General features: G+C 47.1%; 24 protein-coding genes. 20 read left to right on the forward strand and 4 right to left on the reverse strand.

Going from position 1 to position 23,490, the window contains the following annotated elements:
- Positions 1 to 11 precede the first annotated feature (11 nt).
- Both G9G53_RS15780 and G9G53_RS15785 read left to right on the forward strand, forming a co-directional pair.
- Positions 12 to 905: a carbohydrate ABC transporter permease gene (locus tag G9G53_RS15780; protein WP_165148921.1), complete on the forward strand. Its 894-nt coding sequence runs from the start codon at positions 12 to 14 to the stop codon at positions 903 to 905.
- Positions 906 to 1,016: 111 nt separating this feature from the next.
- A complete protein-coding gene (locus G9G53_RS15785; RefSeq protein WP_165148924.1) occupies positions 1,017 to 2,558 on the forward strand; it encodes an extracellular solute-binding protein in 1,542 nt (513 codons plus the stop codon).
- Between the two features lie 76 nt (positions 2,559 to 2,634).
- Here the strand turns inward: G9G53_RS15785 and G9G53_RS15790 are convergent, their stop codons facing one another.
- Entirely contained in the window at positions 2,635 to 4,896 is a 2,262-nt protein-coding gene (locus G9G53_RS15790) for a helix-turn-helix domain-containing protein (RefSeq protein ID WP_165148927.1), read from the reverse strand.
- Positions 4,897 to 5,162: 266 nt separating this feature from the next.
- On the opposite strand from G9G53_RS15790, the gene G9G53_RS15795 reads away from it, so the two are divergent.
- Both G9G53_RS15795 and map read left to right on the forward strand, forming a co-directional pair.
- Positions 5,163 to 5,882 carry a TetR/AcrR family transcriptional regulator gene (locus tag G9G53_RS15795; RefSeq protein ID WP_165148930.1) on the forward strand — a complete coding sequence of 240 codons (720 nt, stop codon included), beginning with the start codon at positions 5,163 to 5,165 and terminating at the stop codon, positions 5,880 to 5,882.
- A gap of 26 nt (positions 5,883 to 5,908) precedes the next feature.
- Positions 5,909 to 6,655: a type I methionyl aminopeptidase gene (gene map, locus G9G53_RS15800; RefSeq protein WP_165148933.1), complete on the forward strand. Its 747-nt coding sequence runs from the start codon at positions 5,909 to 5,911 to the stop codon at positions 6,653 to 6,655.
- A 262-nt stretch (positions 6,656 to 6,917) separates the two neighbouring features.
- Here the strand turns inward: map and G9G53_RS15805 are convergent, their stop codons facing one another.
- Complete coding sequence (locus G9G53_RS15805) at positions 6,918 to 7,631, reverse strand: expansin EXLX1 family cellulose-binding protein (RefSeq protein WP_165148936.1); 714 nt, start codon at positions 7,629 to 7,631, stop codon at positions 6,918 to 6,920.
- 479 nt (positions 7,632 to 8,110) lie between these two features.
- Between G9G53_RS15805 and G9G53_RS15810 the strand changes: the two genes are divergently transcribed.
- Entirely contained in the window at positions 8,111 to 8,827 is a 717-nt protein-coding gene (locus tag G9G53_RS15810) for a metal-dependent hydrolase (protein ID WP_039272325.1), read from the forward strand.
- A 98-nt stretch (positions 8,828 to 8,925) separates the two neighbouring features.
- Here the strand turns inward: G9G53_RS15810 and G9G53_RS15815 are convergent, their stop codons facing one another.
- Positions 8,926 to 10,005: a M42 family metallopeptidase gene (locus G9G53_RS15815; protein WP_165148939.1), complete on the reverse strand. Its 1,080-nt coding sequence runs from the start codon at positions 10,003 to 10,005 to the stop codon at positions 8,926 to 8,928.
- 185 nt (positions 10,006 to 10,190) lie between these two features.
- On the opposite strand from G9G53_RS15815, the gene spoVAC reads away from it, so the two are divergent.
- The 15 genes from spoVAC (at position 10,191) to G9G53_RS15890 (ending at position 23,020) form a co-directional block, all read left to right on the forward strand.
- On the forward strand, positions 10,191 to 10,697 hold the full coding sequence (gene spoVAC, locus G9G53_RS15820; RefSeq protein WP_165148942.1) for a stage V sporulation protein AC: 507 nt from the start codon (positions 10,191 to 10,193) through the stop codon (positions 10,695 to 10,697).
- The gene (gene spoVAD, locus G9G53_RS15825; protein ID WP_165148945.1) at positions 10,694 to 11,716 is read left to right on the forward strand and encodes a stage V sporulation protein AD; all 1,023 of its coding nucleotides are present in this window, start codon (positions 10,694 to 10,696) and stop codon (positions 11,714 to 11,716) included. The genes spoVAC and spoVAD overlap by 4 nt, the downstream gene beginning before the upstream one ends.
- Positions 11,713 to 12,069 carry a stage V sporulation protein AE gene (spoVAE, locus tag G9G53_RS15830; protein ID WP_013311204.1) on the forward strand — a complete coding sequence of 119 codons (357 nt, stop codon included), beginning with the start codon at positions 11,713 to 11,715 and terminating at the stop codon, positions 12,067 to 12,069. Before spoVAD ends, spoVAE begins: the two co-directional genes overlap by 4 nt.
- A gap of 215 nt (positions 12,070 to 12,284) precedes the next feature.
- Entirely contained in the window at positions 12,285 to 13,244 is a 960-nt protein-coding gene (locus G9G53_RS15835) for an AAA family ATPase (protein ID WP_165148948.1), read from the forward strand.
- A gap of 3 nt (positions 13,245 to 13,247) precedes the next feature.
- A complete protein-coding gene (locus G9G53_RS15840) occupies positions 13,248 to 14,495 on the forward strand; it encodes a DUF58 domain-containing protein (RefSeq protein ID WP_165148951.1) in 1,248 nt (415 codons plus the stop codon).
- Positions 14,492 to 16,702, forward strand: a complete 2,211-nt coding sequence (locus G9G53_RS15845; RefSeq protein ID WP_165148954.1) for a transglutaminase TgpA family protein — start codon at positions 14,492 to 14,494, stop codon at positions 16,700 to 16,702. Before G9G53_RS15840 ends, G9G53_RS15845 begins: the two co-directional genes overlap by 4 nt.
- A gap of 108 nt (positions 16,703 to 16,810) precedes the next feature.
- Positions 16,811 to 17,341, forward strand: coding sequence for a YqeG family HAD IIIA-type phosphatase (locus tag G9G53_RS15850; protein ID WP_013311200.1), 531 nt, complete (start codon positions 16,811 to 16,813; stop codon positions 17,339 to 17,341).
- Complete coding sequence (gene yqeH / locus G9G53_RS15855; protein WP_069010449.1) at positions 17,334 to 18,461, forward strand: ribosome biogenesis GTPase YqeH; 1,128 nt, start codon at positions 17,334 to 17,336, stop codon at positions 18,459 to 18,461. Before G9G53_RS15850 ends, yqeH begins: the two co-directional genes overlap by 8 nt.
- 110 nt (positions 18,462 to 18,571) lie before the next feature.
- A complete protein-coding gene (aroE, locus tag G9G53_RS15860) occupies positions 18,572 to 19,441 on the forward strand; it encodes a shikimate dehydrogenase (protein ID WP_165148957.1) in 870 nt (289 codons plus the stop codon).
- 68 nt (positions 19,442 to 19,509) lie between these two features.
- Entirely contained in the window at positions 19,510 to 19,806 is a 297-nt protein-coding gene (yhbY, locus tag G9G53_RS15865) for a ribosome assembly RNA-binding protein YhbY (RefSeq protein ID WP_013311197.1), read from the forward strand.
- Positions 19,807 to 19,823: 17 nt separating this feature from the next.
- Positions 19,824 to 20,414: a nicotinate-nucleotide adenylyltransferase gene (gene nadD, locus G9G53_RS15870; RefSeq protein WP_165148960.1), complete on the forward strand. Its 591-nt coding sequence runs from the start codon at positions 19,824 to 19,826 to the stop codon at positions 20,412 to 20,414.
- Entirely contained in the window at positions 20,398 to 20,994 is a 597-nt protein-coding gene (yqeK, locus tag G9G53_RS15875) for a bis(5'-nucleosyl)-tetraphosphatase (symmetrical) YqeK (RefSeq protein ID WP_165148963.1), read from the forward strand. The genes nadD and yqeK overlap by 17 nt, the downstream gene beginning before the upstream one ends.
- On the forward strand, positions 20,991 to 21,338 hold the full coding sequence (gene rsfS / locus G9G53_RS15880) for a ribosome silencing factor (RefSeq protein WP_013311194.1): 348 nt from the start codon (positions 20,991 to 20,993) through the stop codon (positions 21,336 to 21,338). Before yqeK ends, rsfS begins: the two co-directional genes overlap by 4 nt.
- Positions 21,335 to 22,243, forward strand: coding sequence for a CvfB family protein (locus tag G9G53_RS15885; RefSeq protein ID WP_029515375.1), 909 nt, complete (start codon positions 21,335 to 21,337; stop codon positions 22,241 to 22,243). Before rsfS ends, G9G53_RS15885 begins: the two co-directional genes overlap by 4 nt.
- 3 nt (positions 22,244 to 22,246) lie before the next feature.
- On the forward strand, positions 22,247 to 23,020 hold the full coding sequence (locus tag G9G53_RS15890) for a class I SAM-dependent DNA methyltransferase (RefSeq protein ID WP_029515374.1): 774 nt from the start codon (positions 22,247 to 22,249) through the stop codon (positions 23,018 to 23,020).
- Between the two features lie 71 nt (positions 23,021 to 23,091).
- Here G9G53_RS15890 and G9G53_RS15895 read toward each other — a convergent pair whose 3' ends face one another.
- Positions 23,092 to 23,481: a tautomerase family protein gene (locus G9G53_RS15895; RefSeq protein ID WP_165148965.1), complete on the reverse strand. Its 390-nt coding sequence runs from the start codon at positions 23,479 to 23,481 to the stop codon at positions 23,092 to 23,094.
- Positions 23,482 to 23,490: the final 9 nt, after the last annotated feature.

Here is a 23,490-nt window from a genome sequence, read left to right on the forward strand (position 1 = left end):
GACCCAAACGGATGACGATCAAAGAGGATGTATACACTCGAATTTTTAAAATTATCTCTTATGTGATTATCATTATGGCTTCCATTGCTTGTTTACTCCCGTTCCTACTTATTATTTCGGCTTCACTGACCAGTAATGAATCGATTATCAGGGATGGATATCACTTTATACCACAGCAATTCTCACTGGAAGGTTACCGGACGGTGTTCACCTTTCCTGAAGAGGTGTTAAGGGCGTACGGGGTGACGATTTTTACCACGGTTGTAGGTACGACGTTGGGCCTGTTCCTGATGACGATGGCAGGATATGTGCTGGCACGCAAAGATTTTAAATACCGCAATGCGTTTTCCTTCTATATTTACTTTACGACGCTGTTCGGGGGCGGGTTGGTACCTTGGTACATTATGCTGACGAAGTATTTAGGATTGCTTGATACGTATACAGTGCTTATTTTTCCGGGATTGATGACTCCGTTTCTGATCATTTTAATGAAAAACTTCATTCGTTCTTCCATGCCGGAAGAGCTGTTCGAGTCCGCTAAAATAGATGGTGCAGGTGATTTTAAAATTTACTATCGAATTGTACTGCCTTTATCCACACCGGGTATTGCCACTGTGGGGCTGTTTCTGGCCTTGGCTTACTGGAATGACTGGTTCTCATCCTCACTCTTTATTAACGATCCGCATAAATACCAGTTGCAATATTATCTGTATAATGTAATTAACTCCATGCAATTTATCGCTCAAATGGGTGCAGGTACTGGCGTATCCCTTTCAAGTGATATGCCGACAGAATCGACGAAAATGGCAATGGCGATCGTGGTTACTGGACCCATTTTGCTGCTGTACCCGTTCATTCAGCGTTACTTTGTCAAGGGGCTGACCATTGGCGCGGTAAAAGGCTGAAGCGACACTAACGGGCTTAGATGGCATAACGTGCTGACGGTATGCCATCTAAGCAGCACTTTTTGTAAGCGTTTTATTTAAACAGACTACCATTTCAAAGGGAGGATTCACATGACATTCACAAAGAAAAGAAAACAACGCATGTCCATCCTGATTGCAGTAATGGTCATCATGGCGCTATTAGCCGGATGTGGAGGCGGTAGCGGAAACAGCACACAAAAAGCAAATGGAGAGGATGATAAATCCCAAAAAGTGCAGCTGCAATTTTATATGCTGGGTGATGCTCCTAAGGATCTGTCTACCATTGAGGCAGAGATTAATAAGTTGGCGGAAAAAGATCTGAATGCCACCGTCAAATTTAACTATACGACGTGGACAGACTGGGATCAAAAATATAAGCTGTTATTGTCTTCGGGTCAGCCTATCGACCTGATATTCACTGCAGATTGGACGCAGTATCAGGCCTATGCCAAGAAGGGCGCATTCCTGCCGCTAGACGATCTGCTGCCTAAGGCCGCACCTGCCCTGCAAAAATTTGTGCCTCAGGACATGTGGGATGGAGTTAAAATCGGAGGCAAAATTTATACCGTGCCTGGCACGTATAAAGAGTATGTCACTAACGGCTTTGTATGGCGTGAGGATTTACGAGAGAAGTACAATTTGCCTAAACCGACAGATATCAAAAGTTACGAGGCTTATATGGATGGGATACGTCAGCATGAACCAAATATGAAAACCGTATCTCTGAACAGCGATATCAAGGGAAATCTACATGACCGATATACCGAATTAGTAACGAAGAGTATAGGTGCCTTGCCTTATGGCATTGGTATTAAATATGAAAAACCAACAGAGGTTTATAAATTTTGGGGCTCGGATGAGCAAAAAGAAGAGCTGAATACTTACAAACGCTGGGCCGATAAAGGATTCATTCCCAAAAATGTATTAAACGTAAAAGATACGCTTCAGGATCAAGTGACTTCTGGTAAAGCAGCGAGTATTTTCGGTGACAATCCAACCCGGTTTAATGATATGGTCATTAAGCTCAAAGCATCTCACCCGGACTGGAAGCTCGAGTATTACCCATTCCCTTTGACGACAGGTTATGCAACTCCAGTGCACCCGATTCATAACGGCTTTGCAATTCCAAAAAGCAGCCCAAATCCGGCGCGCGCATTAGCTTTTTATGAAAAGCTTGTGACGGACAAACGCTATAACTTGCTCACGCAATATGGTATTGAAGGCAAAAACTACGAAGTCAAAGATGGTTACTACCATATGATAGGTAGCGGCAGTTCTAATGGATTTTCACGCGAAGGTATGAACAGTTGGGCTTGGCGTAACCCGGAATATATGCTGTTTGATTCAGGCTTTGACCGTGTGAAAAAGATTTTTGCTGAGCTGGATAAAATTCAGAAGCCTGACCTGTTTACCGGCTTTGCAGAGGACTACACAACCTACCAAGCAGAAAAAGCAGCTCTAGAACAGGTTGAGAAGCAATATCTGTATCCACTCCAAGCTGGACTGATCGACAATGTAGATCAAGGCTTGCAGACCTTCTTGCAAAAGGCAAACCAAGCTGGTTTGGAGAAAATTCAAACCGAATATACAAAACAATGGGAAGCTTATGTAAAGGAGAAGGGGATTAAATAAAACCTAAAGAATTGTGATAAAGAAGAAAAGCAAGTCTCCAGAAAGTTGGAGGCTTGCTTTCTTGATGTCAGTTTACTTATTGCGCATTTGCTCTAGAACGGCGAAAATCTGTCGGTGTTACGCCCAAGCTACGTTTGAACATGCGATGGAAATAAGAGCTGCTTGCAAATCCGGTTTGTTCTGCTACGTCAGCCACGGACCAGTCGGTCTGTTCCAGTAACTCACAGGCCTTGCGAATACGGAGTTGTTGGATGACGTCCACGATAGTAGACATGGTCTGTTGCTTATATAGCCTGCTGACATAGATCGGCGACATATCCAGCTCTTCCGCAATCTGATTGAGACAAAAATTGGGATCCGTATAGGCCTGCTCCATTCGTTCATTAATTTGTCGCACCAAACGTTCCTGTTTCGTGTTTCGTTTTTCCGATAGACTGGAGCGAATATGATCAAAGACCAATTGATAATGATCAATAAGGTTTTCAGCGGTCTCTAACCGATCTGCGGATGGTAATTCAGGTTTAGATTCTATAGCAAATCCATTGAGCTCACTGATATGCCGAACAGCATTATTCACACTCATGATGAGCCGGGATATCGCCTCTCGAACAGAGGAAAACGGATATTTTTCCATATGCATCAATAATTCTTTGATCATACTGTGTGCATCCTCCGTATGACCAGACAGTAGCATATCCAGCATTTTTTTCTCTTTATCGGCTGGATATACGTAAGTATTTTGGATATCTTCATCTGTAGTGTTTTGCGCATTAATAATGCAGCCATGTCCCTGAAAAAATCGGTGCATAGATGCGTTTTGTACCTGGCGGTACAGCAAATGTAGCCGTTCTGGTTGACTCGTGATGGCACTGTAAGTCAGTGAAACGCTCAGCTTCAAATATTCAAAGCAAGCTTCGCGTATTTGGCGTAATAAAGTTTCTAGTAGTACAGTGTCTGTATGTTCTGCGGGATCGAGAATGTTAAGCATCAGCAGTACACTGTCCTCATCCATATCAACAGTCTCCACCCGGTACGTCTGTCCGCATATTTCAGAAGCAATGTTCATAATTGCAAACTTATAGGGTAGCAGATCAGGTCCACGTTCGCTTTGCCATCGGGTATATTCATCTATGCGTAGCAGCACAAGGCGGTAGTCTTTGTCGAACTGGAACGTAATCCCAAGCTCGCGCAATCGTTCCGGTTCTTCACTGGCAGGGATATTTTGAATTCCCCGAATCACATTTCTTAAAATGTTTTGCCGGATCGTGTACATACTGTTTCGTTTCTCCGATTCCAGTGAATTCATATGCACAACGATTTGGCCAATAGGCGTATACAGCATTTTGGACAGCAGCCACGAAGCCACGAATCCTGCCAATGCAATGATGGCGGCTATCAGTAACATCGCATTACGAATAACACTCGCCATTTTGATAACGCTTTCATATGGTGTGACACTAATATACTGCCAACCTAGTCCGTCCGGGGAGGTGTAGGAAATGAGTGATCTTTTACCATGAAAGTCTTCTACAAAATAGCCTGTTTCTTGTTTTTTGACTCTCGTATGCAACCATAGCTGCTCTTTTTCGTTCAAAGTTTCGTCTGTCAATGTTGTACCAGACAACAGCCTGCCCTGATCGTCTAAAATATAAGCGGTCCCGCCTGAGATTGGATTCGCCGCCATTTCCTTGTTCATCCAGCCCGCCGACACATTCACAATCACAGCCGAATTTATCGCTTCGTTCGAGTTAATTGCGTCATAACATAAATACGTATAGGCTGCGATATCTGGGCTTGCTTGCTCTACTCCAGCTCTGGAGTCTGAGGCAGTCAGCAGCGGATACGTGCGTGGAATAGGCGTAAAGGGTTTATAGTCCTGATAATGATCCAGTACGCGAATGATATCTGTATCAGCCAGTTCATGTTTGCTGAATAACCCGTTTTGACCTTGTGAAGACGCAATGTAGAAGGTGCCGCTTTTAGGGTTAAACACGTAGATGGATTCGATATACGGCATGGAGTTAAGATAATTGTTCAATTCGGTCATGGCAGCGGTTACATCATATACATTAGGTTTGGGATAATACAACAACTTGGATAGGGTACTGCTGCGATACATTTGGAATGCCAACGATTGAGCGATAGATGTCATGTTAATAACCTCTCTGCTTCTCAATGTCAAGCTGTTGTGATTGGCCTCGAATGCCTGCTCCTTTTCCACACGAATATAGTAAAAATAATACACAGTGGTGGATACCAGCAACGTTAGCGTAATACATAACGTAATGCTGACCAGCAATTTGCTGTGAAGCTTATGATGCTTTTTGAAATTGCTCATTTGAACAGGCCTCCTGTCTGTGTGCACGTAGCTGTAAAGTACACCCTATTTATGTATTCATTATACGTGTGATCTTGTGAACAGGACAGTGAACAAACCGATTCTTTGTGAAAAATAATGATTTTTCGTTAAGCAGCTAACCCGTTGGTCAAGTACCGATTTCTAGGTTGAGCCGGAAATCCTTCAGCTAATCTCTTGTTATTTGCATGCCAATGTTTTATATTGACATAAGAGTAGGTCAAAAATAAAAGAGGTGAACGGACGAGATGAGTCCACGTACGAAGGAACAAAACGAAGAGATTCGACTGCGGCGTCTGGAGCAAATCCGGAAAGCCGCTGCCGATGTATTTTTGAATAAAGGACCTTTACTGGAAATCCGCGATGTGGCTGCGCAGGCAGGACTCGGCTATGGCACGGTATACCACTATTACAGCAATAAGGGCAATTTGCTCTACGATCTGCTATGGGATGCGTTGGAGCGGGCCGGGGGATGGCTGGAGTCCTCGTTAGAGGCTCCGCTGAAGGTTCCGCCGGAGGTCCCGCACGTTTCGGCTTCGGGGGAGGCGCCGGCGGGCGGGCATTTTGGCTTGGCTGATGCGGCGGACACTGGGAACTTGGCTGTCGCAGAGCTTGGCCCCGTTGCCGCTGCCAGCGTCCGGCTGCTGCAGCTTTGGGCGGAGGACCACGCCCTGTACCTGCTGAATAAGCTGGCCGGTGAGGGCTTTGCCTCGCTACCTGAAGCGCGCTCGGCCCCGCTCTCGGCCGTCTTTCGCCGGGAGGTGCTCGCGCCGTTTGCCGCGCTGCTGGAAACCGGGTGTGTGGCGGGCGGGTCTACCGCTTCCGGCGAAAACGCGACGGAGCCGTCGTATCGGCTACAACGCGCGGAAATGCTGCTGGCCGCTTTGGTCGGTTGCGCCGCGCTTTCGCTTCGCCGCGGAAAGCTGCACGAGGAGGCCAGGGATATCGTCCGACTTTTAAAATTATAGAATGGATAAGGAGCGAACAAACAAAGATGATTATTTTAAAATCACCTAGGGAAATCGAAGAGATGAAGCCGGCGAGCCAAATCGTTGCGGACTGCTACCGCGAGGTGGCCAAACTGATCGAGCCTGGGATCACCACCCGGGAAATCAATGACTTTGTTGCCAGACACATCACCAAGCTGGGTGGCAAGCAGTTTACGAAAGGGTACAACGGTTTCCCCGCCGAAACCTGCATTTCGGTCAATGATGTGGTGGCTCACGGCATTCCTTCGAACCAGATGCTTATGGACGGCGACTTGCTGAAGCTCGACATCGTCGTGGAATACGGCGGATGGTTCGGCGATTCGTGCTGGTGCTATGCGGTGGGCAATATCCGGCCGGAGGCGCAAAAATTAATGAAGGTGACAAAGGAATGCTTGGAACTGGGGATCGCCCGGGCCCTCCCTGGGGGCCGGCTCGGCGACATAACGTCGGCGATTCAACAGCATGCAGAAGCGAACGGGTTTTCGCTCGTACGCGATCTGCTGGCCCACGGGATTGGACGGAGCCTACATGAGGAGCCGAGCTACGAGCATATCGGCGTAGCCGGCAAAGGCATTCGGTTAAAGGAAGGCATGGTGTTTACGATTGAACCGATGGTCAACGAAGGTACGTTTCGTATCACGATCGACGACGATCAGTGGACGGCGAGGACAGCCGACGGCAAGTTGTCAGCGCAATATGAGCATACGATCGCAGTCACGCCGGACGGACCGCTGATTTTAACGGCCCAGTAAGAATAGCGGCGAACGGATGGGAATGCGTCATTTCAGGAAATAAGTCGCCAACCCGGCCTGTTTGGCCTGAGAAAGTTCGTAATCCGAAACCACGAAAAAGCGCTGGGCCCAACCTGGATCAGCGCTTTTTTTACATGGTTTGAAACTTTTACCGATTTACGAAAAACCGTTTCCCCGGAGAAAATGGCCTAGAAGTAAAACACTCCCATTAGCCTAGGGGATCGATCCTGAAATAACGTAAGCAAAGAGAAGCAGTACTCCATCAGTCTGGAAATTGAACGTTACCTTTAACGATATAGGCTTGGCCTGTGCCATTTTCCGCTAGAGCTGGGATGGTATCGTTGAGCACGACACCACGAATGTCCGTAATCCTTATTTTCAAAGGCTGTTTTCCTAAGTTGGTACCCAAAAAGTGGTTGTAATCCTGTTTTTCGAGATTGAGCCATTGTCCGTTTTGTTGGACTTCCATCTTCAAGACCGGATATTTATGATTGCGTACTTGAATGGCTGCCCACCATTGGCTGCTGCCTTCTTTAATACGGTAGGAGACATTGCCGCTAACCGGAGCTTTGACAACTTTCCACGAAATATTAATTTTTCCGTCTAATTGATTGCCAATCAGGTTGAACGCGTTCGGGGACAGATCGAGTGCGCCACTTGGACCTTCGGGGTAAAGATCAGTTACATATACGGTTGTTTTCCCTTTGGGACCTTGAACTTCCAAATAGGCTCCAGCTAATGCAGCTTTGATTCCGTTATAATTCAGTTGTGTGCTGTTAAGCGCTGTGATTTTGGCATCCGAAGGGATGGGATCAAGTAGTAATGCCCCTCCAGAGTAACCTGATCCCGTATATGTGGCGTAGCCTGTGTATGTATCATTCCAAGCAGCTGAAGCGGGAAGGGCGAATAATACAAGACTTAACAACGATGTCAGACCGATGGTTTTGAACTTTCGGAACGTCGATTTTTTTCGCATAATCATTTCCTCCTTATTCATTTAATAGATTCATATAGTAAATATAAACACTATATTACCTAATATTTCAAATTGTGCAATAGGACTTTGAGGCAAAAAGAAAATATTGAAGATGTTTGTCAACTTACTCATAGGCCATATGTCTTGTTTTTTTGGGAAATGGTTGAACGGTGCTCTTTTTCGCAGAAAGTTTGCAGGGCAGCCGATAATTTCAGGAAGATGTATCCTTATAACACAGGACAGGGCTGACTGGAGAGTAAGGACAGAGGAGGGGATTAATAATAAGGACGAATGTCTTCTATGCACCGCCAGTAAAATACTTTAGAGCGATTAAACTAGGACTTTTGAATGAAGTCTTTTAAATAGAATAAGCGAACTATTGTTCTCCTTTTGTTTGTCGTATACAATCGAATCATGCTGATTCAAATGGAGTGATGTTGAACTCTGTTGTATGCTGCAACGAAAGGATGTTTTGCACCATGATGGGAAGAGCCCATTTGATTATTGGCACCGGGGTCTCCCTGTCGGTATTAGCTCTAAGTGGATACGAAGTGACCCCGGCTGCCGTGGCAGCTGCTGTGGTCGGTTCATTGTTGCCGGATATTGACGAGCCTAACTCCATGCTCGTGAGCCGTGCGCTGCCAACCAAAATGCTTAGACTCATACAGCTTCTAATGATTGGGGCTGCTGGTTGGGTATTTTTCACTCGTTTGGCTCCGCCGCCATGGAATCTTGTTCTGGCTTTGCTAATGATTAGTGCTTCTTTTATGCCTTCACGATCCATGCGCAAGGTTATTATCTTTCTAATTGGTATCGGCCTCGCCTGGTATGGAGAATCATATGCACCGTGGAATTATATCGCTGGGTGTCTGCTGATCATTTGTACGCTAGTCCCACACCGGGGGTTAACTCATACGGTATACGGGACAGTCGCATGGACTGCGCTGCTTTATGGTACGACACGTTTGCACGGTGACAGCATATGGCTGGCTGGAGGTATGGCGTACTTGCTGCATTTACTGGCAGATTCCTTGACGAATAATGGAATTAAACCTTTGCCGCCGTTCAAATGGAAGCTGCGATTTAAATTGATGAGTACCGGAACCCGGAAGGGAGCTAAGGTAGAAAACGTCTGCATTGCTCTAACTACTGTACTTGTAGTGATTGCTTTGCTTCGTTATAAGCATTTGATTTGAAATGTTCTATCTTTTGTTTCTATTAAATTAAAAAAACAGTCAATGCACGTTGTACGTGTCTTGACTGTTTTTTATAGATAGCGATTCTCTATTACACCTTAAGCTCGTTCTATAATGGTATTCAGCGTTGTACGATCCAGGTTTTGAACCAGCTTGATGATCAGCTCTTTGGCTGCATCATAATCATCAGTGTGAATAATAGACGAGGAAGTATGGATGTATCGTCCACAGATGCCTATGACGGTGGATGGCACGCCAATTCCGCTCAAGTGCACTTGGCCCGCATCGGTTCCCCCTGTGGAGATGAAATATTGATACTTGATTTTATGAGTTTCCGCCATGTCTTGCACGTATTCCACAATCCCGCGATGTGTAATCATACCCGGATCAAATACCCGCAGCAGTGCGCCTTTACCGAGGTGTCCGTAAGCATTCGGGTCACCGCCCATATCATTGGCTGCACTGCAATCCAGTGCAAAGAAAATATCGGGCTGAATCAGATTGGCCGCTGTGCGTGCACCACGCAGTCCCACTTCCTCTTGAACAGTGGCCCCCGCATACAATGTATTGGGAAGCTTGTCTTTTTCTTTATGTAACGCTTCAAGCAGTTCAATAGCCAAGCCTACACCGTAGCGGTTATCCCACGCTTTAGCCATGATTTTTTTAGGATTTGTCAGTGGTGTAAAATCACAGATTGGTGCTATGGCTGTTCCTGGTACGATCCCCAGATCTTGCGCTTCTTGTCTGCTGTCTACGCCGATATCCAGATACATATGCTTGATGTCCATAGGTTTGCTGCGTTGCGATTCATCCAGCAAGTGAGGCGAGACAGAGCCAACTACACCGATAACTGGGCCTTTTGGAGTCAATACTTGAAGACGTTGTGACATGATGGCTTGGCTCCACCAGCCTCCAACCGGCTGAAAACGAATCATTCCATTTTCCGTAATACCATTCACGATAAAACCGACTTCATCCAGATGGCCTGCCACCATTACTCGTGGTCCACTTTCTTGACCGCGTAGCACCCCAAAAAGACTCCCCAATCGATCTTGCACGATTTCATCGGTATAACCGGATATCCGTTCCTTAACCCATGCCCGCAACTCACGTTCATGTCCAGGAATGGAAGGAAACTCCGTTAAGGTTTTAAACAATTCCAATGTTTTTGATTCCATGATGTATACCTCACTCCTTATTAATTAACCAGTGGTCGTCATGTATTTAGTATGAATGGATTTGTACGGAATGTCCACGATATCATTTTCCTGACATAACATTTCTCCAAAAAGCTCATAATGAAAAAGACCCAAGCAATTCGAACCGCCAAGCGCGAAAACTTACAGATAAGGGGTGGTGAATGATGCCGGCTAAATCCGGGCAGCGCGGTTTTCGTACCAATACGTCGCCGCTGTCCATAAATGAGAAGGACTATCAGAATATTTCACAAAAGCATGAGCCCTCGAGAAAAGTATTTGCCAATTGTGTGCGCGCTTTTCTGGTTGGAGGCGGGATCTGTGTGATTGGACAGGCGATTCAGGAGGCTTTTATGGCAGGGTTGCACATATCAGCCAAGGAGGCCGCCCCGCCGACCTCATCTATGATGATCTTGCTGGCGGTCATATTAACCTGTATCGGGGTTTACGATAAGGTTGCCCAATGGGCGGGAGCGGGAACTGCTGTGCCAATTACAGGCTTTGCTAACTCCATGTGTTCGGCTGCATTGGAATATCGTTCTGAGGGACTGGTGCTCGGAGTGGGCGCGAATATGTTCAAACTGGCAGGCTCGGTTGTCGTATTCGGGGTGGTGGCTGCATTTATCATAGGCGTTATATATGCCATCCTTGGTGTAGGAGGCAATCACTTATGAGAAGACAGGGAGGACAAACCTGGAAGTTTGAATCGAGACCGCGCATCATTGGAAGTGCCACTGTTGTGGGCCCGGATGAAGGAGAGGGGCCGTTGTCCACAGATTTTGATTATATTTATGACAATATAGAAATCAACGAGAAAACGTGGGAAAAAGCGGAACGTAGATTGATTGAGCACTCTACAGAGCTGGCGCTAATTAATGCCAATTTGAACAAAGAAGAAGTGCAGTTTTTTATTAGTGGTGATCTGATGAATCAGATTGTCAGTAGCTCCTTCTCGGCTAGCAAGCTGGCCATTCCCTATTTGGGTGTTTTTGGAGCATGCTCAACATCCATGGAAAGCTTAGCCTTAGCCGCACTTATTGTGGACTCAGAGGCCGGTGACTACGTGATGGCGGGTACGACTAGCCATAATTGCACTGTGGAAAAACAATTCCGCTATCCTAATGAATACGGATCACAGAAGCCCCCTACGGCTCAGTATACTGTTACCGGCTCCGGCGCCGCAATAGTGGGCCATGCCAAGTCAGGGACAGTGGTGGATTGTGCTACCATTGGACGTGTAATGGACATGGGCATTAAGGACCCCTTTAATATGGGTGGAGCCATGGCTCCCGCGGCTGCGGATACGCTGTTGTCTCATTTTCGAGATACTGGCCGTGACCCTGGTTACTATGATCTCATTGTAACGGGCGATTTAGCCTCAGTAGGGCTACCGATTGCCAAGGAGCTGCTCAAAAAAGATGGGTTCGATATGAATCAGACGGATTTTAATGATTGCGGTTTACTGATTTACGACATTAATAAGCAAAAGAAAGTCATTTCAGGAGGCAGTGGTTGTGGCTGCTCGGCTGTTGTAACCTACGGGCATTTGTTGAAGCGGATCGAAAAAGGAGAGCTACAAAAGGTACTGGTGGTGGCGACTGGAGCGTTATTATCTCCTTTGACTACACAGCAGGGTGAGAGCATTCCTTGTGTTGCACATGCTGTAGCTTTTGAGGCGGGAGGAACAGTATGATATTTCTATGGGCTTTTTTAGTGGGTGGTGCCATTTGTGTCGTGGGCCAGTTGATGATGGATGTGTTCAAAATGACGCCGGCACATACGATGAGTACGTTGGTAGTTGCAGGTGCAATTGCTGATGCTGTTGGGATATACGATCCGCTTATTAAATTTGCAGGGGCGGGTGCGACCATTCCAATTACCAGTTTTGGTAACTCACTTGTACACGGCGCATTAACCGAATTGGAGAAGGACGGATGGTTGGGTGTCATTACAGGGATTTTTAGTCTGACAAGTGCAGGGATTTCCTCTGCGATTATTTTCTCTTTTCTGGCATGCTTGTTTGTTCGTCCAAAAGGAAGCATATAAAAGCAGCGTACTTTAGATTTGACATCGTAAGATAAATAATTGTATACATGTGCCCTTCGGATCTAATGACCGAAGGGTTTTTGATTGTTCTGCACATGAGAGATCGAAAGAAGGATGGAGTTTGAATAATATGGGCAGGGGGTTAAGTGTACTCTGTGCCTACCTTCATGTACAATAATAGGAAACAGGTTGCTATCTAGGAGGTTTACAGAGCTATGCCCGTACGTCAAGAATCTGTGCAGATTGTATCTGCAATCCGTTCTAATCTGGAATCATGTATATTAGGTAAATCCTTTGAAATAAAATTACTGCTTACGGCTATGCTGGCGGGTGGACACATTCTGATCGAGGATGTTCCGGGTACGGGAAAAACGCAAATGATCAAGGCTCTTGCCAAATCCATGCGCGGTGATTACCGCCGTGTTCAATGTAATCCTGATATTCTCCCGAGTGATATTACAGGGGTATCCATATTTCATCCACGGGACGAGCGTTTTTATTTCCGTCCGGGTCCTGTGATGACTAATATTTTGCTGGCGGATGAAATTAACCGAGCGACGACGAAAACCCAGTCAGCTCTGCTGGAGGTTATGGAGGAACGCAGTGTGACGGTGGATGGGGACACTCATATGTTGCCTCATCCTTTTATGTTGTGTGCGACACAAAACCCGATTGATTTTGAAGGCACTTATATGCTGCCGGAAGCACAGTTAGATCGTTTTATGCTCAAAATCAGCTTGGGTTATCCTGATATGGAGACGGAGCGAAACATGCTGCTCCATCATCAGGCAGGCCAGCCAGCAGATCGTCTGGAGGCTGTAGCTCATATGGAGCAGATTGCTGACATCCAGCAGGAAATTAGAGGGATTTATATGGACAAAGCAGTGACGTCCTATTTACTTGATATCGTACGTGCGACAAGAGAACATCCATCTGTGCTGCTGGGAGCTAGCCCCCGGGCGGCGCTTGCTTTTGTAATGGCTGCGAAGGCATACGCTTTTCTGGACAACCGTGACTATGTGCTGCCTGATGATGTGAAGGCGCTGGCACCTTATGTGCTAACGCATCGTTTGTTGCTGCGTCCCGAGGCGCGCCTGGATAGTTCCAATGCCCAGTCCGTGCTGGAGGCTGTCCTTCGGCACGTACATGTACCCGTACGAATGGAGCGTCCTTAGGGAATGAATATGGTCAAAAGGAAGCGCAGGCTTCCCCGGCTGTCAGGCCGCATCTGGCTTCTGATGGTCATATGGGTGGTGTGCCTGCTATATTTGTTGTTTCAGGGCGGCAAGACGTCGGTCATGCTGTTGTCTATGGTTACGCTGTTAATCGTTTATTTATGGATCGTTGGTCTGAGCGGAGTTCGCCGTGTGCAAGGCTCCAGGCAGCTTTCGCAAGGCTCGGAGTTTGGAGAACTGCTGCATGCAGGAGATCAGGTGCATGTAAAGCTGAGCCTCAGCATTCCTGGATTTCTTCCGTTACCCTATGTCATTGTCCGTGAGGTCCTTAAGCGACATACAGGTGAGTCCTGGTCGTTTGAGGATAGTGTCATTCCCAGTCTAAAAGGAGGCGGTCAGCTTACATTTCAGACTCCCGCTTTAGAGCGAGGAAGCTATCACTTTGAGGAAACGGAATGTGTGAGTGAGGACATCTTCGGTCTGTTGGAGCACAAAGGCAGCTTGAACGCACGCGGTGAATTTCGGGTGCTGCCCCGAACGGTATTCATTCCGTATTGGCAGATGAATGACCGTCGCTCAAGGATGTCTGGACCGCAGACCGTTCAAACTCGTACGCGGCGTGAAACGACACAAATTAACGGTGTACGGGATTATGTATATGGAGATCGGTTTTCGCGCATCCACTGGAATGCGACGGCGCGTACAGGTAGCTGGAAATCCAAGGAATTTGAGCATGAGACCGTTCCTAAAACGATGCTTGTGCTGGACGTACACATGAAGCATTATATGAACGCCGAACAGTTTGAGCTAGCTGTATCCTCTACCGCTTCATTGCTGGAATATGGTGGACGGGAGCGAATGGGGGTTGGATTGTGCACAGCTGGAGAGAAAGGCACCGTCTTTCAACCAAGTGAGCAGACAATGGAACGACAACGAATGATGCATCACTTGGTAGACATACACACCACTTCACAAGGTAGCTTGAAATCCGCTGTAGAAAGCAGTGTGCGCCAGTTTCCGCAAGGCTGTTATTTTATACTGATTAGTCCGCTGAAGGATTATCGGGCGATGGAGCTTCTTCGCTGGGCTGATACCCGGGGGATGACTCCGTGCCACGTTTATATCGGAGAAGGTTCTGCTGAGGGAGAAGCTGAAGAATGGATGAGCATGCTTCGTGCAAGGGGAATTAAGGGCTACGATGTTGAGAGCCTTGAAGAGCTCCCGGCTGTAATGGGGGGAGGGACACTATGAAGAGCTGGTTACAATCGTTAAAGGGTTCCTGGGTCCCCGCTTTTACATTTTTATGGATTATTATTATTGCCATGCAATGGGTTTCTTTTGCTTCCGAATTGTGGTTGGAAGAGACAAGAGCACTCGTACTAATGACCATTACAATGCTGGCTCTGGTGAAGATTGTACTACCAGTTCGTCCCTGGATTGAATTTATTGTTAAGGCGGCGGCGCTGTTTTTTATTTTGTATCGGACATTGGTGTCTTATTCAATCATTATCCCCTTCGGAGGGGTAGCCAATCGCCTGGACCAGTTTATTTCCAATATGTCACCTTATATTTGGTTTTCCCTCATTGCTTGGCTAGTTATTGAAATGGTGCCGCTCATCGTTACAACGAAGCAGCGGATTCTTGTTTTTGTGGGTATTAACATTGCCGCGCTGGCAGTACTTGATTCCTTCACGCCAACTGTGCTGTGGGAGGAGGTTGCTTGGATCGTCTTTGCTGGTATGGGTTGGCTGGTGACACAGCATCTGCAGTATTTTCGGCAGCATTATCCTCAAGGATGGAGGCATATTCGGCGCTATCCATATAAAATAGCAGCCAATATTGCGGTCATTTTTGCGCTCATTATTATGGCTGGTGTCAATATGCCCGAGGTACAGCCCGCTTTGACGGATCCCTATACAGCGTGGACCCAGAGAAATAGCTCAACTACCGCCGGGATCAACAATGGATCTGGGGCACTGGATCAGCGGATGAACACTGCATCGGGTTATAGTCGCCAGGATAATCGGTTGGGGGGAGGTTTTAATTTTGACTATTCTCCTGTCATGACCATCACGACCACTCAACGAAGCTATTGGCGGGGGGAAACGAAACGAACCTATTCCGGTACAGGCTGGAGTGACAAGGGCAACGATGATCAAACGTTAAATGATGTTCCAATGACCGCAGAGCTTGAAAACACACAAGAAACGCGGCATTCGACTGAGCAGGTCGTTCAGACCATTACGATGCAAAACGACCAAAGCTATCCTGTTCTATTTGGCGCTTATTCGGTGCAGCGTGTTCAATCGGTGGACAGAGATTCACGGGCAGACGGGTTACGTTGGAAGCCGGAACAGGCGGAACTGCTTTGGAATCCATCCTCCCGAAGAACTGCTTATCCTAAAACGTATACTCTGGTATCGCATGTTCCTGTGATCCCTGAGAAAGAGCTACGCACAAAAACTTTTAATGAGTTGTACGGAAAAAACAAACAGGAAGCCTATCTACAAATTCCAGATGAGTTGCCACAGCGGGTTCGTGATTTGGCTCAGAACGTAACGTCAACGGCGAAAACGCCATATGAAAAAGTCGGATTACTACAGCAGTATTTGCAGCAAAATTATGCATATACGAACAATCCGGATCTCTCACGGAAAAGAAGCAGAGATTTTGTGGATGCCTTTCTGTTTGAGATTCGGGAGGGCTATTGCGATTATTATTCCACCTCATTAGTCATGATGGCTCGCTCCGTTGGGGTTCCGGCCCGTTGGGTTAAAGGGTATGCACCTGGTCAGCAGACGTTTTCAGATGATGCAACAACGGGTGAAGGTGACGAAAATATGTCCTCTTACTCCGTGACAAATGCGGATGCTCATTCCTGGGCGGAAGTATATTTAGGTGAATACGGTTGGGTTCCTGTAGAAGCAACGCCTGGCTTTGATATGCCGCTGCTTACGGAACAGGAGGATTCAAAGACTCCAGAAGCCCCAGAGGTTAAAGATCAGTCTGAACCGGAACAGCCTGAGCAGACCCCGCAGACTAATCCGGAGGAAGCTTCAAAGATTCATCCTGTAATTATAGGTTCTGCTGCTGCAATTCTGCTGTTGTGGGCTGCTTATGTCGTCTGGCGTAATCGGGCAGACCTTCACTTTTACCTGCTGCGTTTACGCAGAGGTAAGCCGTTGACTCCGGATGAAAAGGTGGTCGTCGAAACTGAGCACTGGTTAAGGTACATGCGAAGAAGGGGATTTGTCCGCGCCAGTCACGAAACACTGAGGGAATCAGTTGATAGATGGTCGCTAGAAGTACCGGAACAGGCTTCAATTTTACATCAGCTGCTTGGACGATTTGAACAGGCGCGTTATAGTCCCTCATCCGTAACCGCAGAAGATTGGCATATGGTTCGCAAGCAAGCCTCTCTGTTACACAAAGAAGGCTGGATAAAACGTCTATTTTAATCTTTAGCTATATATTTAGTGAAAAAGCTGTCCGTTTGTTGCGGATAGCTTTTTACTAAGCCATAGTAATATGGTATAGTTTGTCGTATGAAACTGAGGTGACCGACGTTGTTTGAAATGCTGATGCCCAAATTACGGGTGAATACCGTCTTTGATATTGATCTTGAAGGCTTATATGCTCAAGGATATCGCGGCATTATTACGGATCTGGATAACACGCTGGTCGGCGCAAAAGCGCCGAATGCAACTCCCGAGCTGGTGGCCTGGTTTGAGAAGGTCAAACAGGCGGGTTTTAAGCTTGTCATCGTGTCTAACAACAATATGGACCGTGTATCCGTGTTTGCTACGCCTTTGGACATTGAATTTATACATGCCGCACGGAAGCCCTCCAACTCGTCTTTTCGTAGAGCCATCCGTATGATGGGGCTGACTCCGGAAGAAACTATTATGGTCGGAGACCAAATGTTGACGGACGTATTGGGAGGTAACCGACTGGGGTTGCATACGGTGTTGGTGCTACCGATATCCATTCATGATGAAGGAGTCATGACTCGATTTAATCGGCGGTTGGAGCGAATCGCGCTCACAAGGTTACGTAAGAAAGGCTTATGGCTTGAGGAGGAAAAGAAGAATGACTGAAAGACCTGACGGCGGCACTGCCGTCAAATGTAGTGGTTGCGGTATAACCGTGCAGACCACTAGCCCGGAGCTTCCGGGATTTATTCCTGAAAAATTGCTTACTCGCGAACCTGTCATCTGTCAGCGTTGTTTCCGAATCAAAAACTATAATGAGACGTCTTCAGTGACGGTGGATCAAGATGAGTTTTTGAAGCTGCTCAGCCAGATTGGCGACAAGGATGCACTCGTTATCCACATTGTAGATATTTTTGATTTTGAAGGCAGCTTGATTTCCGGTCTGCAACGCTTTGTAGGCTCTAATCCGGTTATACTGGCTGTAAACAAGACCGATTTGCTGCCTAAGGTAACGAATTGGAACAAGATACGTAACTGGGTACAAAAGCAAGCGAAGGAACAAGGGCTTCGCACGGAAGAAATCGTACTGTGCTCAGCTAAAAAAAATCAGGGCTTTGACCGTCTTTTGGATGTGGTATCTGAGCTCCGTGGTAACCGCGATGTATATGTGGTTGGAGCGACAAATGTGGGTAAATCCACGCTCATTAACCGTTTGATTCGTGATTATAGCGACATGGAGCAGGAGCTCACAACGTCCCGTTACCCGGGAACTACACTCGATATGGTGAATATTCCGCTCGACGACGGCAAGCACATTATTGATACTCCGGGTATTGTATACCCTTGGCGATTCAGTGAGATCGTCTCCCGTCAGGACTTGAGCGCTATTATGCCGGACAAGCCGCTGAAGCCTGCTGCGTATCAGCTTGATGCCGGACAAACATTGTTTTTCGGCGGTATGGCCCGATTTGATTTTGTCGACGGTCAGCACCAATCTTTTACCTGCTACATTAACGGTGGTCTTAAGATACATCGCACGAAGCTGGAGCGAGCTGATCAGTTGTTCGCTGATCATGCCGGGGAATTGTTATCTCCGCCAACACGCGATCAATTGGCAGAGATGCCGGAATGGACAAGACATGAGTTCCGCGTGCCACGCAAGTCTCCATCGGACATCTATATTTCCGGCTTGGGATGGATCAGGGTAAATAGCGAGAACGGAGCTCTGGTTGCGATTCATGCTCCTCGGGGAGTCCGTGTGCTTTTGCGGCCTGCGTTGATATAACGTTGCTGTAACCATGTTATAGGGCGGCAAGGAACAGGTACTGTACTGGTTCCTGCCGCCATTCATGTATTTGTGCGGCCTAATATTTTGCAATATGGGGGAGAGCGACGATGAACAGCGGGGAGTCTGAAGCGACTGAACAAGGTCTTGTACTATTGGGCGTATTGGGTGATCCAATCAAGCACTCCAGATCGCCTCTTATGCATAAAATAGCTTTGCAGGCAGCGGCGATTGAAGGAGATTTTGTACCTCTTCATGTAAAACCGGATCAGCTGGAAGATGCCATGAAGGGGATTCGCGCTTTGCATTTCCGCGGAGTCAATGTGACGATTCCCCATAAAGTCGAGGTTATGAAATATCTGGATGAGATTGATGAAGGTGCCAGACTCATTGGCGCTGTCAATACGATAGTAAATGATAATGGACGGCTTAAGGGGTATAACACGGACGGAATTGGCTACGTACGTTCCCTCAAAGAAGAGACTTCTGTCGAGTTGAAGGGAGCAAGAATTGCTGTGCTTGGAGCCGGAGGGGCTGCTCGTGGCGTGATTCATGCTCTGTTGGAGGAGCAGCCGGAATCGGTCATTATTTTGAACCGAACACGTGACAAAGCTGAGCAACTGGCATTAGAGTGGACGACGGAAGCGATCCCAGTGAGGGGTTATTCCAACGAGGATGCCAAGAGCGTGCTCGCCACAGTGAATGTGTTGATTAACACAACCTCGGTGGGAATGTCTCCTTTATCGGATGAACTTCCACTGGAAACGAGCTTGATTCCGGAGGGAATCATTGTGAGTGATTTGATCTACAACCCGTTGGAAACGAGACTTTTACAGGAAAGCCGTGAACAGCGCGGCTGCACTGTACATGGGGGCTTGGGCATGTTCGTGTACCAGGGGGCTGTGGCTTTTGAGTATTTTACAGGGGTTGTCCCTGCTGTAGAGCAAATGAGAGCGGCTGTGCTGAGTAGCCTGTCGTAAGTAAGAGGGTACATTAAAATTATGGAAATGCTGCATTGCATATGTGGCGACGAAGGGGTTAAATATACATGTTAACAGGTAAACAAAAAAGATATCTGCGCTCAATGGCGCATCATTTGGACCCGGTTTTTCAAGTAGGCAAAAACGGTACGAATGAGCATCTTATGCGTCACATCAACGATGCGATTGAAAAGCGTGAGCTGATGAAAGTACAAATTTTGAACAACTGTTTGGACGACAAGCATGAAATTGCGGAAGAACTGGCCGCGGAGACAGGTTCTGAGCTTGTACAGATCATCGGGAGCACTATTATTTTGTACAAAGAATCCCGTGACCATAAGGAAATTGAGTTGCCTAGAGGATAACATGCGGGGAGAAAATTATGAAAATCGGTATTATGGGTGGTACATTTGACCCGATTCATATTGGACATCTGCTGGCTGGAGAAGCGGCAAGAGATGCCTATGGACTAGATCAAGTATGGTTTATGCCTTCTCATATTCCTCCGCACAAGCATCAGGCGGGGGCGAGCGGTAAAGAGCGTCTGGAGATGACGAGTGAAGCGGTGGCGGGTCATCCTGCTTTTGAAGTGCTGGATATTGAAGTGCTTCGCGGGGGAGTATCCTATACCATTGACACGATCAAGGAGCTTCAGGAGTTGCATTCTGCTGTGGCTTTTTATTTTATTATTGGTGCGGATATGGTGAACTACTTGCCTCATTGGCAGGGAATTGAGGAACTGGCGCAGCGAATTTGTTTTATTGGTGTTCGGCGACCAGGATTCCAGCTTGCAATGGATGAGTTGCCACATTATTTGCAGGACAAGGTACTGTTGGCAGATATGCCAGTGGTGGACATTTCGTCCACGGATATTCGAGAGCGTGCTGCGGAAGGGCGCACTATCCGTTATCTTGTGCCTGATCGAGTGCATGACTATATTACAAGGGGCGGTTTGTATGAAGTACAGCCGTGAGCAATTAATGGAAGCCGTATCTGGTCAAATGCCTGAAAAACGCTGGAAGCACACACTAGGTGTTATGCATACCTCAGTGGAGCTTGCGAAGCGTTATGGAGTAGATCCGGATAAGGCCGAACTGGCGGCTATTTTGCATGATGTAGCGAAATATTGGCCTGTTCAGCAGATGGAAGAGGTGATTCGCAGTCATCCCGAATGTGATCAGGAGCTTTTGGAACATGACAAGCAGCTCTGGCATTCAGAGGTAGGATACTGCGTTGCAACAAGAGATTACGGAGTGGATGATTCTGAAATAAGGAATGCGATCCGCTGGCATACGTCAGGACGCGTAGGTATGAGCCTGCTGGACAAAGTCGTGTGTCTCGCTGATTACATCGAACCGGGACGGGATTTTCCCGGGGTTGAGCATATCCGTAAACAGGCAAAGAAAAGTTTGGAGCAGGGCCTTGTCGCTGGATTTGACTCCACAATTTCATTGTTGCTGGAGAAGAAAAAGGTTATTTTTCCACTGACAGTCTTGTCGCGCAATGACTTGATTCAACAACTAAAAGAGAGAAAAACGGAGGTTCATGAATGACCCTAACTAATGAGCAATTAATGCAAACAGCGGTTGATGCCGCAAATGATAAAAAAGCAATGAATATTGTCGCACTGGATTTGCGGGGAATATCACTAGTAGCTGATTATTTTGTCATCTGCCACGGTAATTCGGATACACAGGTACAGGCGATTGCAACAGAAATTCGCAAACGCGCTCATGATGAAGGTGTAACTATCAAAGGAATCGAAGGGATGGATTCCGCCCGTTGGGTTCTAATGGATTTGGGGGATGTCGTAGTGCATGTCTTCCATCGCGACGAGCGCGAATATTACAACATTGAACGACTCTGGTCGGATGCTAAGGTTGTGGAAAAGGTATGAGTTTGATCGCCGGTACTTATGTCACCATTATGGTGGATCGTGAGGTATCTCCTTTCGGCTACTTTCTCACTGTTGGTGAGCAGGATGTGCTGCTGCACTATACGGAGCTGACACGTGAAATTGAAGTTGGTGAACGGTTGGAGGTATTTATTTTTCACGATACAGAGGACCGTTTGGCCGCAACCATGAAAAAGCCGTTCTTGTCGTTGGGCGAAATGGCTAAGCTTGAGGTGGCCGATGTGCATCCGCGTTTGGGTTGTTTCCTGGAGATGGGATTGGGTCGTCAGCTTTTGCTGCCGATTCGTGAGTTGCCAGAAAACCGAGATTTGCATCCTCGGGTGGGCGACTACGTGTATGCCATTATGGAGCATGACAAGCAAGGCAGATTGCGGGCTAAGCTGGCAGGGGAACAGGAACTGGCTCCGTTGTGCTTCCACGCCCCTGATTCGTGGCTGAATACGTGGGTGCAGGCGACTGTGTACAAGCCGCTTCAAATGGGCACATTCGTTCTGGTGGACGGAGGGGTGCTTGGTTTTGGCGCGATTGGGATGATTCACTCCTCAGAACGCAACCGGATGCTTCGCTTGGGCGAAGAGGTTAAGGTACGGGTCACGCTTGTTCGCGAAGACGGTCGGGTCAATCTGGCAATGTCGCCACGCAAGGAAGTGGGCCGTGATGAGGATGCGGATCGATTGATTGCTTTTCTGAAAGAGCGTCCGGGCGGCGGTATGCCTTACTCCGACGCAACACCGCCGGATATTATCAAGCAACGGTTTGGTATTAGTAAATCCGCCTTCAAGCGTGCGATGGGCAAGCTGATGAAGGAAGGAATGGTTACACAAAAGGAAAACTGGACCTACCTGGTGGAGAAAATGCCGAAACCGAAGGACGGGAATGGGGAATAAAAAATGGCTTCTTACCGGAAGTTTGCCTATGTGTATGATGAGCTGATGCAGGACATGCCGTACCCGGACTGGTTGCGCTTTGCACGGCAGGCTTGGGATCAGTACGGGATGCCGCATACAGTGGCCGAGCTGGGCTGCGGAACGGGTTCAATTACGATTCCCCTGGTTAACTCAGGGTTCGAAGTGGCTGGAATCGACTTATCCTCTGACATGCTGGCAGTAGCCCGTCGCAAAATGGAAACCACTCCACAGGGACAGCGATTGTTTCGTGAGGGAAGCGTTCGCTGGATACAGCAGGATATGAGAGAATGGATTTTACCCGAGCCTGTGGATTCTGTAATTTCTTTTTGCGATTGTCTGAATTACTTGTTGGAGGAAGAAGATATCATTTCTACTTTTCGCAGAACGCATGTTGGTCTGAAGCCTGGCGGAACCTTTTTGTTCGATGTGCATCATCCCCAGACGTTTTTACGTTATGATGAAGAGCAGCCTTTCGTACTGGACGAACGCTCTATCTCATATATCTGGACATGTGCGTTGGACACTCCCCGTTGTGAAATTGAGCATCATCTTAGTATCTTTGCGAAAGCAGAACATGAAGGACGCGATCTATACCAGCGTTTCGAGGAAATACATGTACAACGTGCCTATGACCCAGACTGGATGAAGGCAGAATTGTCCAAAGCGGGTTTTCGCGATGTGAAGGTATATGCGGATTTTGAATGGGTAGAAGCAGAAGATGACGCGGCGAGACTGTTTTATGTTGCTGTAAAATAGCAAAGATTCATTGAACGAATATGGGAAAAAAAGACGCTTTTCATGATGACATGAAGGGCGTCTTTTTGCACTTATATATTCACTTTATAGTTCAACTGAAGCTCATCACCCGGTACACCTCGAATGCCCCAGTTCTGTTTGGGTGTTTCAAATATAGTAATCTCAAGATCCTGTGGAGAAATACCCAAAAGATCGTTAATTCTTTGGAATAACAGGCTAATGAGTTGCTTCTTAGCTTCTATCGTTCTGCCTTCAAAGATACTGATTTCAATAATGGTGTACGCCTCAGAGCGACCATCGGCATATATAAAATCTTCCTGATCCATAGGAAAAAAACGATGAAACCTCTTGTCAGGAGGATATTTGAGCGCATCCATCACAGCAGAATGAATCACCTCTGAAAGTTGCTTTTTGATTGGATTTAGAGTCTCTTTTATTCCGTAAATTTTAATCTGTGCCATTTCTCAGCT

This window comes from Paenibacillus sp. EKM206P, from assembly GCF_011066155.1.
In the GTDB taxonomy this organism is placed as follows: Bacteria; Bacillota; Bacilli; order Paenibacillales; family Paenibacillaceae; genus Paenibacillus; species Paenibacillus polymyxa_D.

Excerpts from the sequence above, each read along its gene's own strand:
- aroE (WP_165148957.1), top strand. The coding sequence starts at position 18,572 with ATGAACAGCGGGGAGTCTGAAGCGACTGAACAAGGTCTTGTACTATTG.
- G9G53_RS15795 (WP_165148930.1), top strand. The coding sequence starts at position 5,163 with ATGAGTCCACGTACGAAGGAACAAAACGAAGAGATTCGACTGCGGCGT.
- G9G53_RS15785 (WP_165148924.1), top strand. The coding sequence starts at position 1,017 with ATGACATTCACAAAGAAAAGAAAACAACGCATGTCCATCCTGATTGCA.
- spoVAD (WP_165148945.1), top strand. The coding sequence starts at position 10,694 with ATGAGAAGACAGGGAGGACAAACCTGGAAGTTTGAATCGAGACCGCGC.
- G9G53_RS15890 (WP_029515374.1), top strand. The coding sequence starts at position 22,247 with ATGGCTTCTTACCGGAAGTTTGCCTATGTGTATGATGAGCTGATGCAG.
- G9G53_RS15895 (WP_165148965.1), bottom strand. The coding sequence starts at position 23,481 with ATGGCACAGATTAAAATTTACGGAATAAAAGAGACTCTAAATCCAATC.
- G9G53_RS15840 (WP_165148951.1), top strand. The coding sequence starts at position 13,248 with ATGAATATGGTCAAAAGGAAGCGCAGGCTTCCCCGGCTGTCAGGCCGC.
- G9G53_RS15885 (WP_029515375.1), top strand. The coding sequence starts at position 21,335 with ATGAGTTTGATCGCCGGTACTTATGTCACCATTATGGTGGATCGTGAG.
- G9G53_RS15810 (WP_039272325.1), top strand. The coding sequence starts at position 8,111 with ATGATGGGAAGAGCCCATTTGATTATTGGCACCGGGGTCTCCCTGTCG.
- G9G53_RS15805 (WP_165148936.1), bottom strand. The coding sequence starts at position 7,631 with ATGCGAAAAAAATCGACGTTCCGAAAGTTCAAAACCATCGGTCTGACA.
- rsfS (WP_013311194.1), top strand. The coding sequence starts at position 20,991 with ATGACCCTAACTAATGAGCAATTAATGCAAACAGCGGTTGATGCCGCA.
- yqeK (WP_165148963.1), top strand. The coding sequence starts at position 20,398 with ATGAAGTACAGCCGTGAGCAATTAATGGAAGCCGTATCTGGTCAAATG.
- nadD (WP_165148960.1), top strand. The coding sequence starts at position 19,824 with ATGAAAATCGGTATTATGGGTGGTACATTTGACCCGATTCATATTGGA.
- G9G53_RS15780 (WP_165148921.1), top strand. The coding sequence starts at position 12 with ATGACGATCAAAGAGGATGTATACACTCGAATTTTTAAAATTATCTCT.
- map (WP_165148933.1), top strand. The coding sequence starts at position 5,909 with ATGATTATTTTAAAATCACCTAGGGAAATCGAAGAGATGAAGCCGGCG.
- spoVAE (WP_013311204.1), top strand. The coding sequence starts at position 11,713 with ATGATATTTCTATGGGCTTTTTTAGTGGGTGGTGCCATTTGTGTCGTG.
- yhbY (WP_013311197.1), top strand. The coding sequence starts at position 19,510 with ATGTTAACAGGTAAACAAAAAAGATATCTGCGCTCAATGGCGCATCAT.
- yqeH (WP_069010449.1), top strand. The coding sequence starts at position 17,334 with ATGACTGAAAGACCTGACGGCGGCACTGCCGTCAAATGTAGTGGTTGC.
- G9G53_RS15835 (WP_165148948.1), top strand. The coding sequence starts at position 12,285 with ATGCCCGTACGTCAAGAATCTGTGCAGATTGTATCTGCAATCCGTTCT.
- spoVAC (WP_165148942.1), top strand. The coding sequence starts at position 10,191 with ATGCCGGCTAAATCCGGGCAGCGCGGTTTTCGTACCAATACGTCGCCG.
- G9G53_RS15790 (WP_165148927.1), bottom strand. The coding sequence starts at position 4,896 with ATGAGCAATTTCAAAAAGCATCATAAGCTTCACAGCAAATTGCTGGTC.
- G9G53_RS15815 (WP_165148939.1), bottom strand. The coding sequence starts at position 10,005 with ATGGAATCAAAAACATTGGAATTGTTTAAAACCTTAACGGAGTTTCCT.
- G9G53_RS15845 (WP_165148954.1), top strand. The coding sequence starts at position 14,492 with ATGAAGAGCTGGTTACAATCGTTAAAGGGTTCCTGGGTCCCCGCTTTT.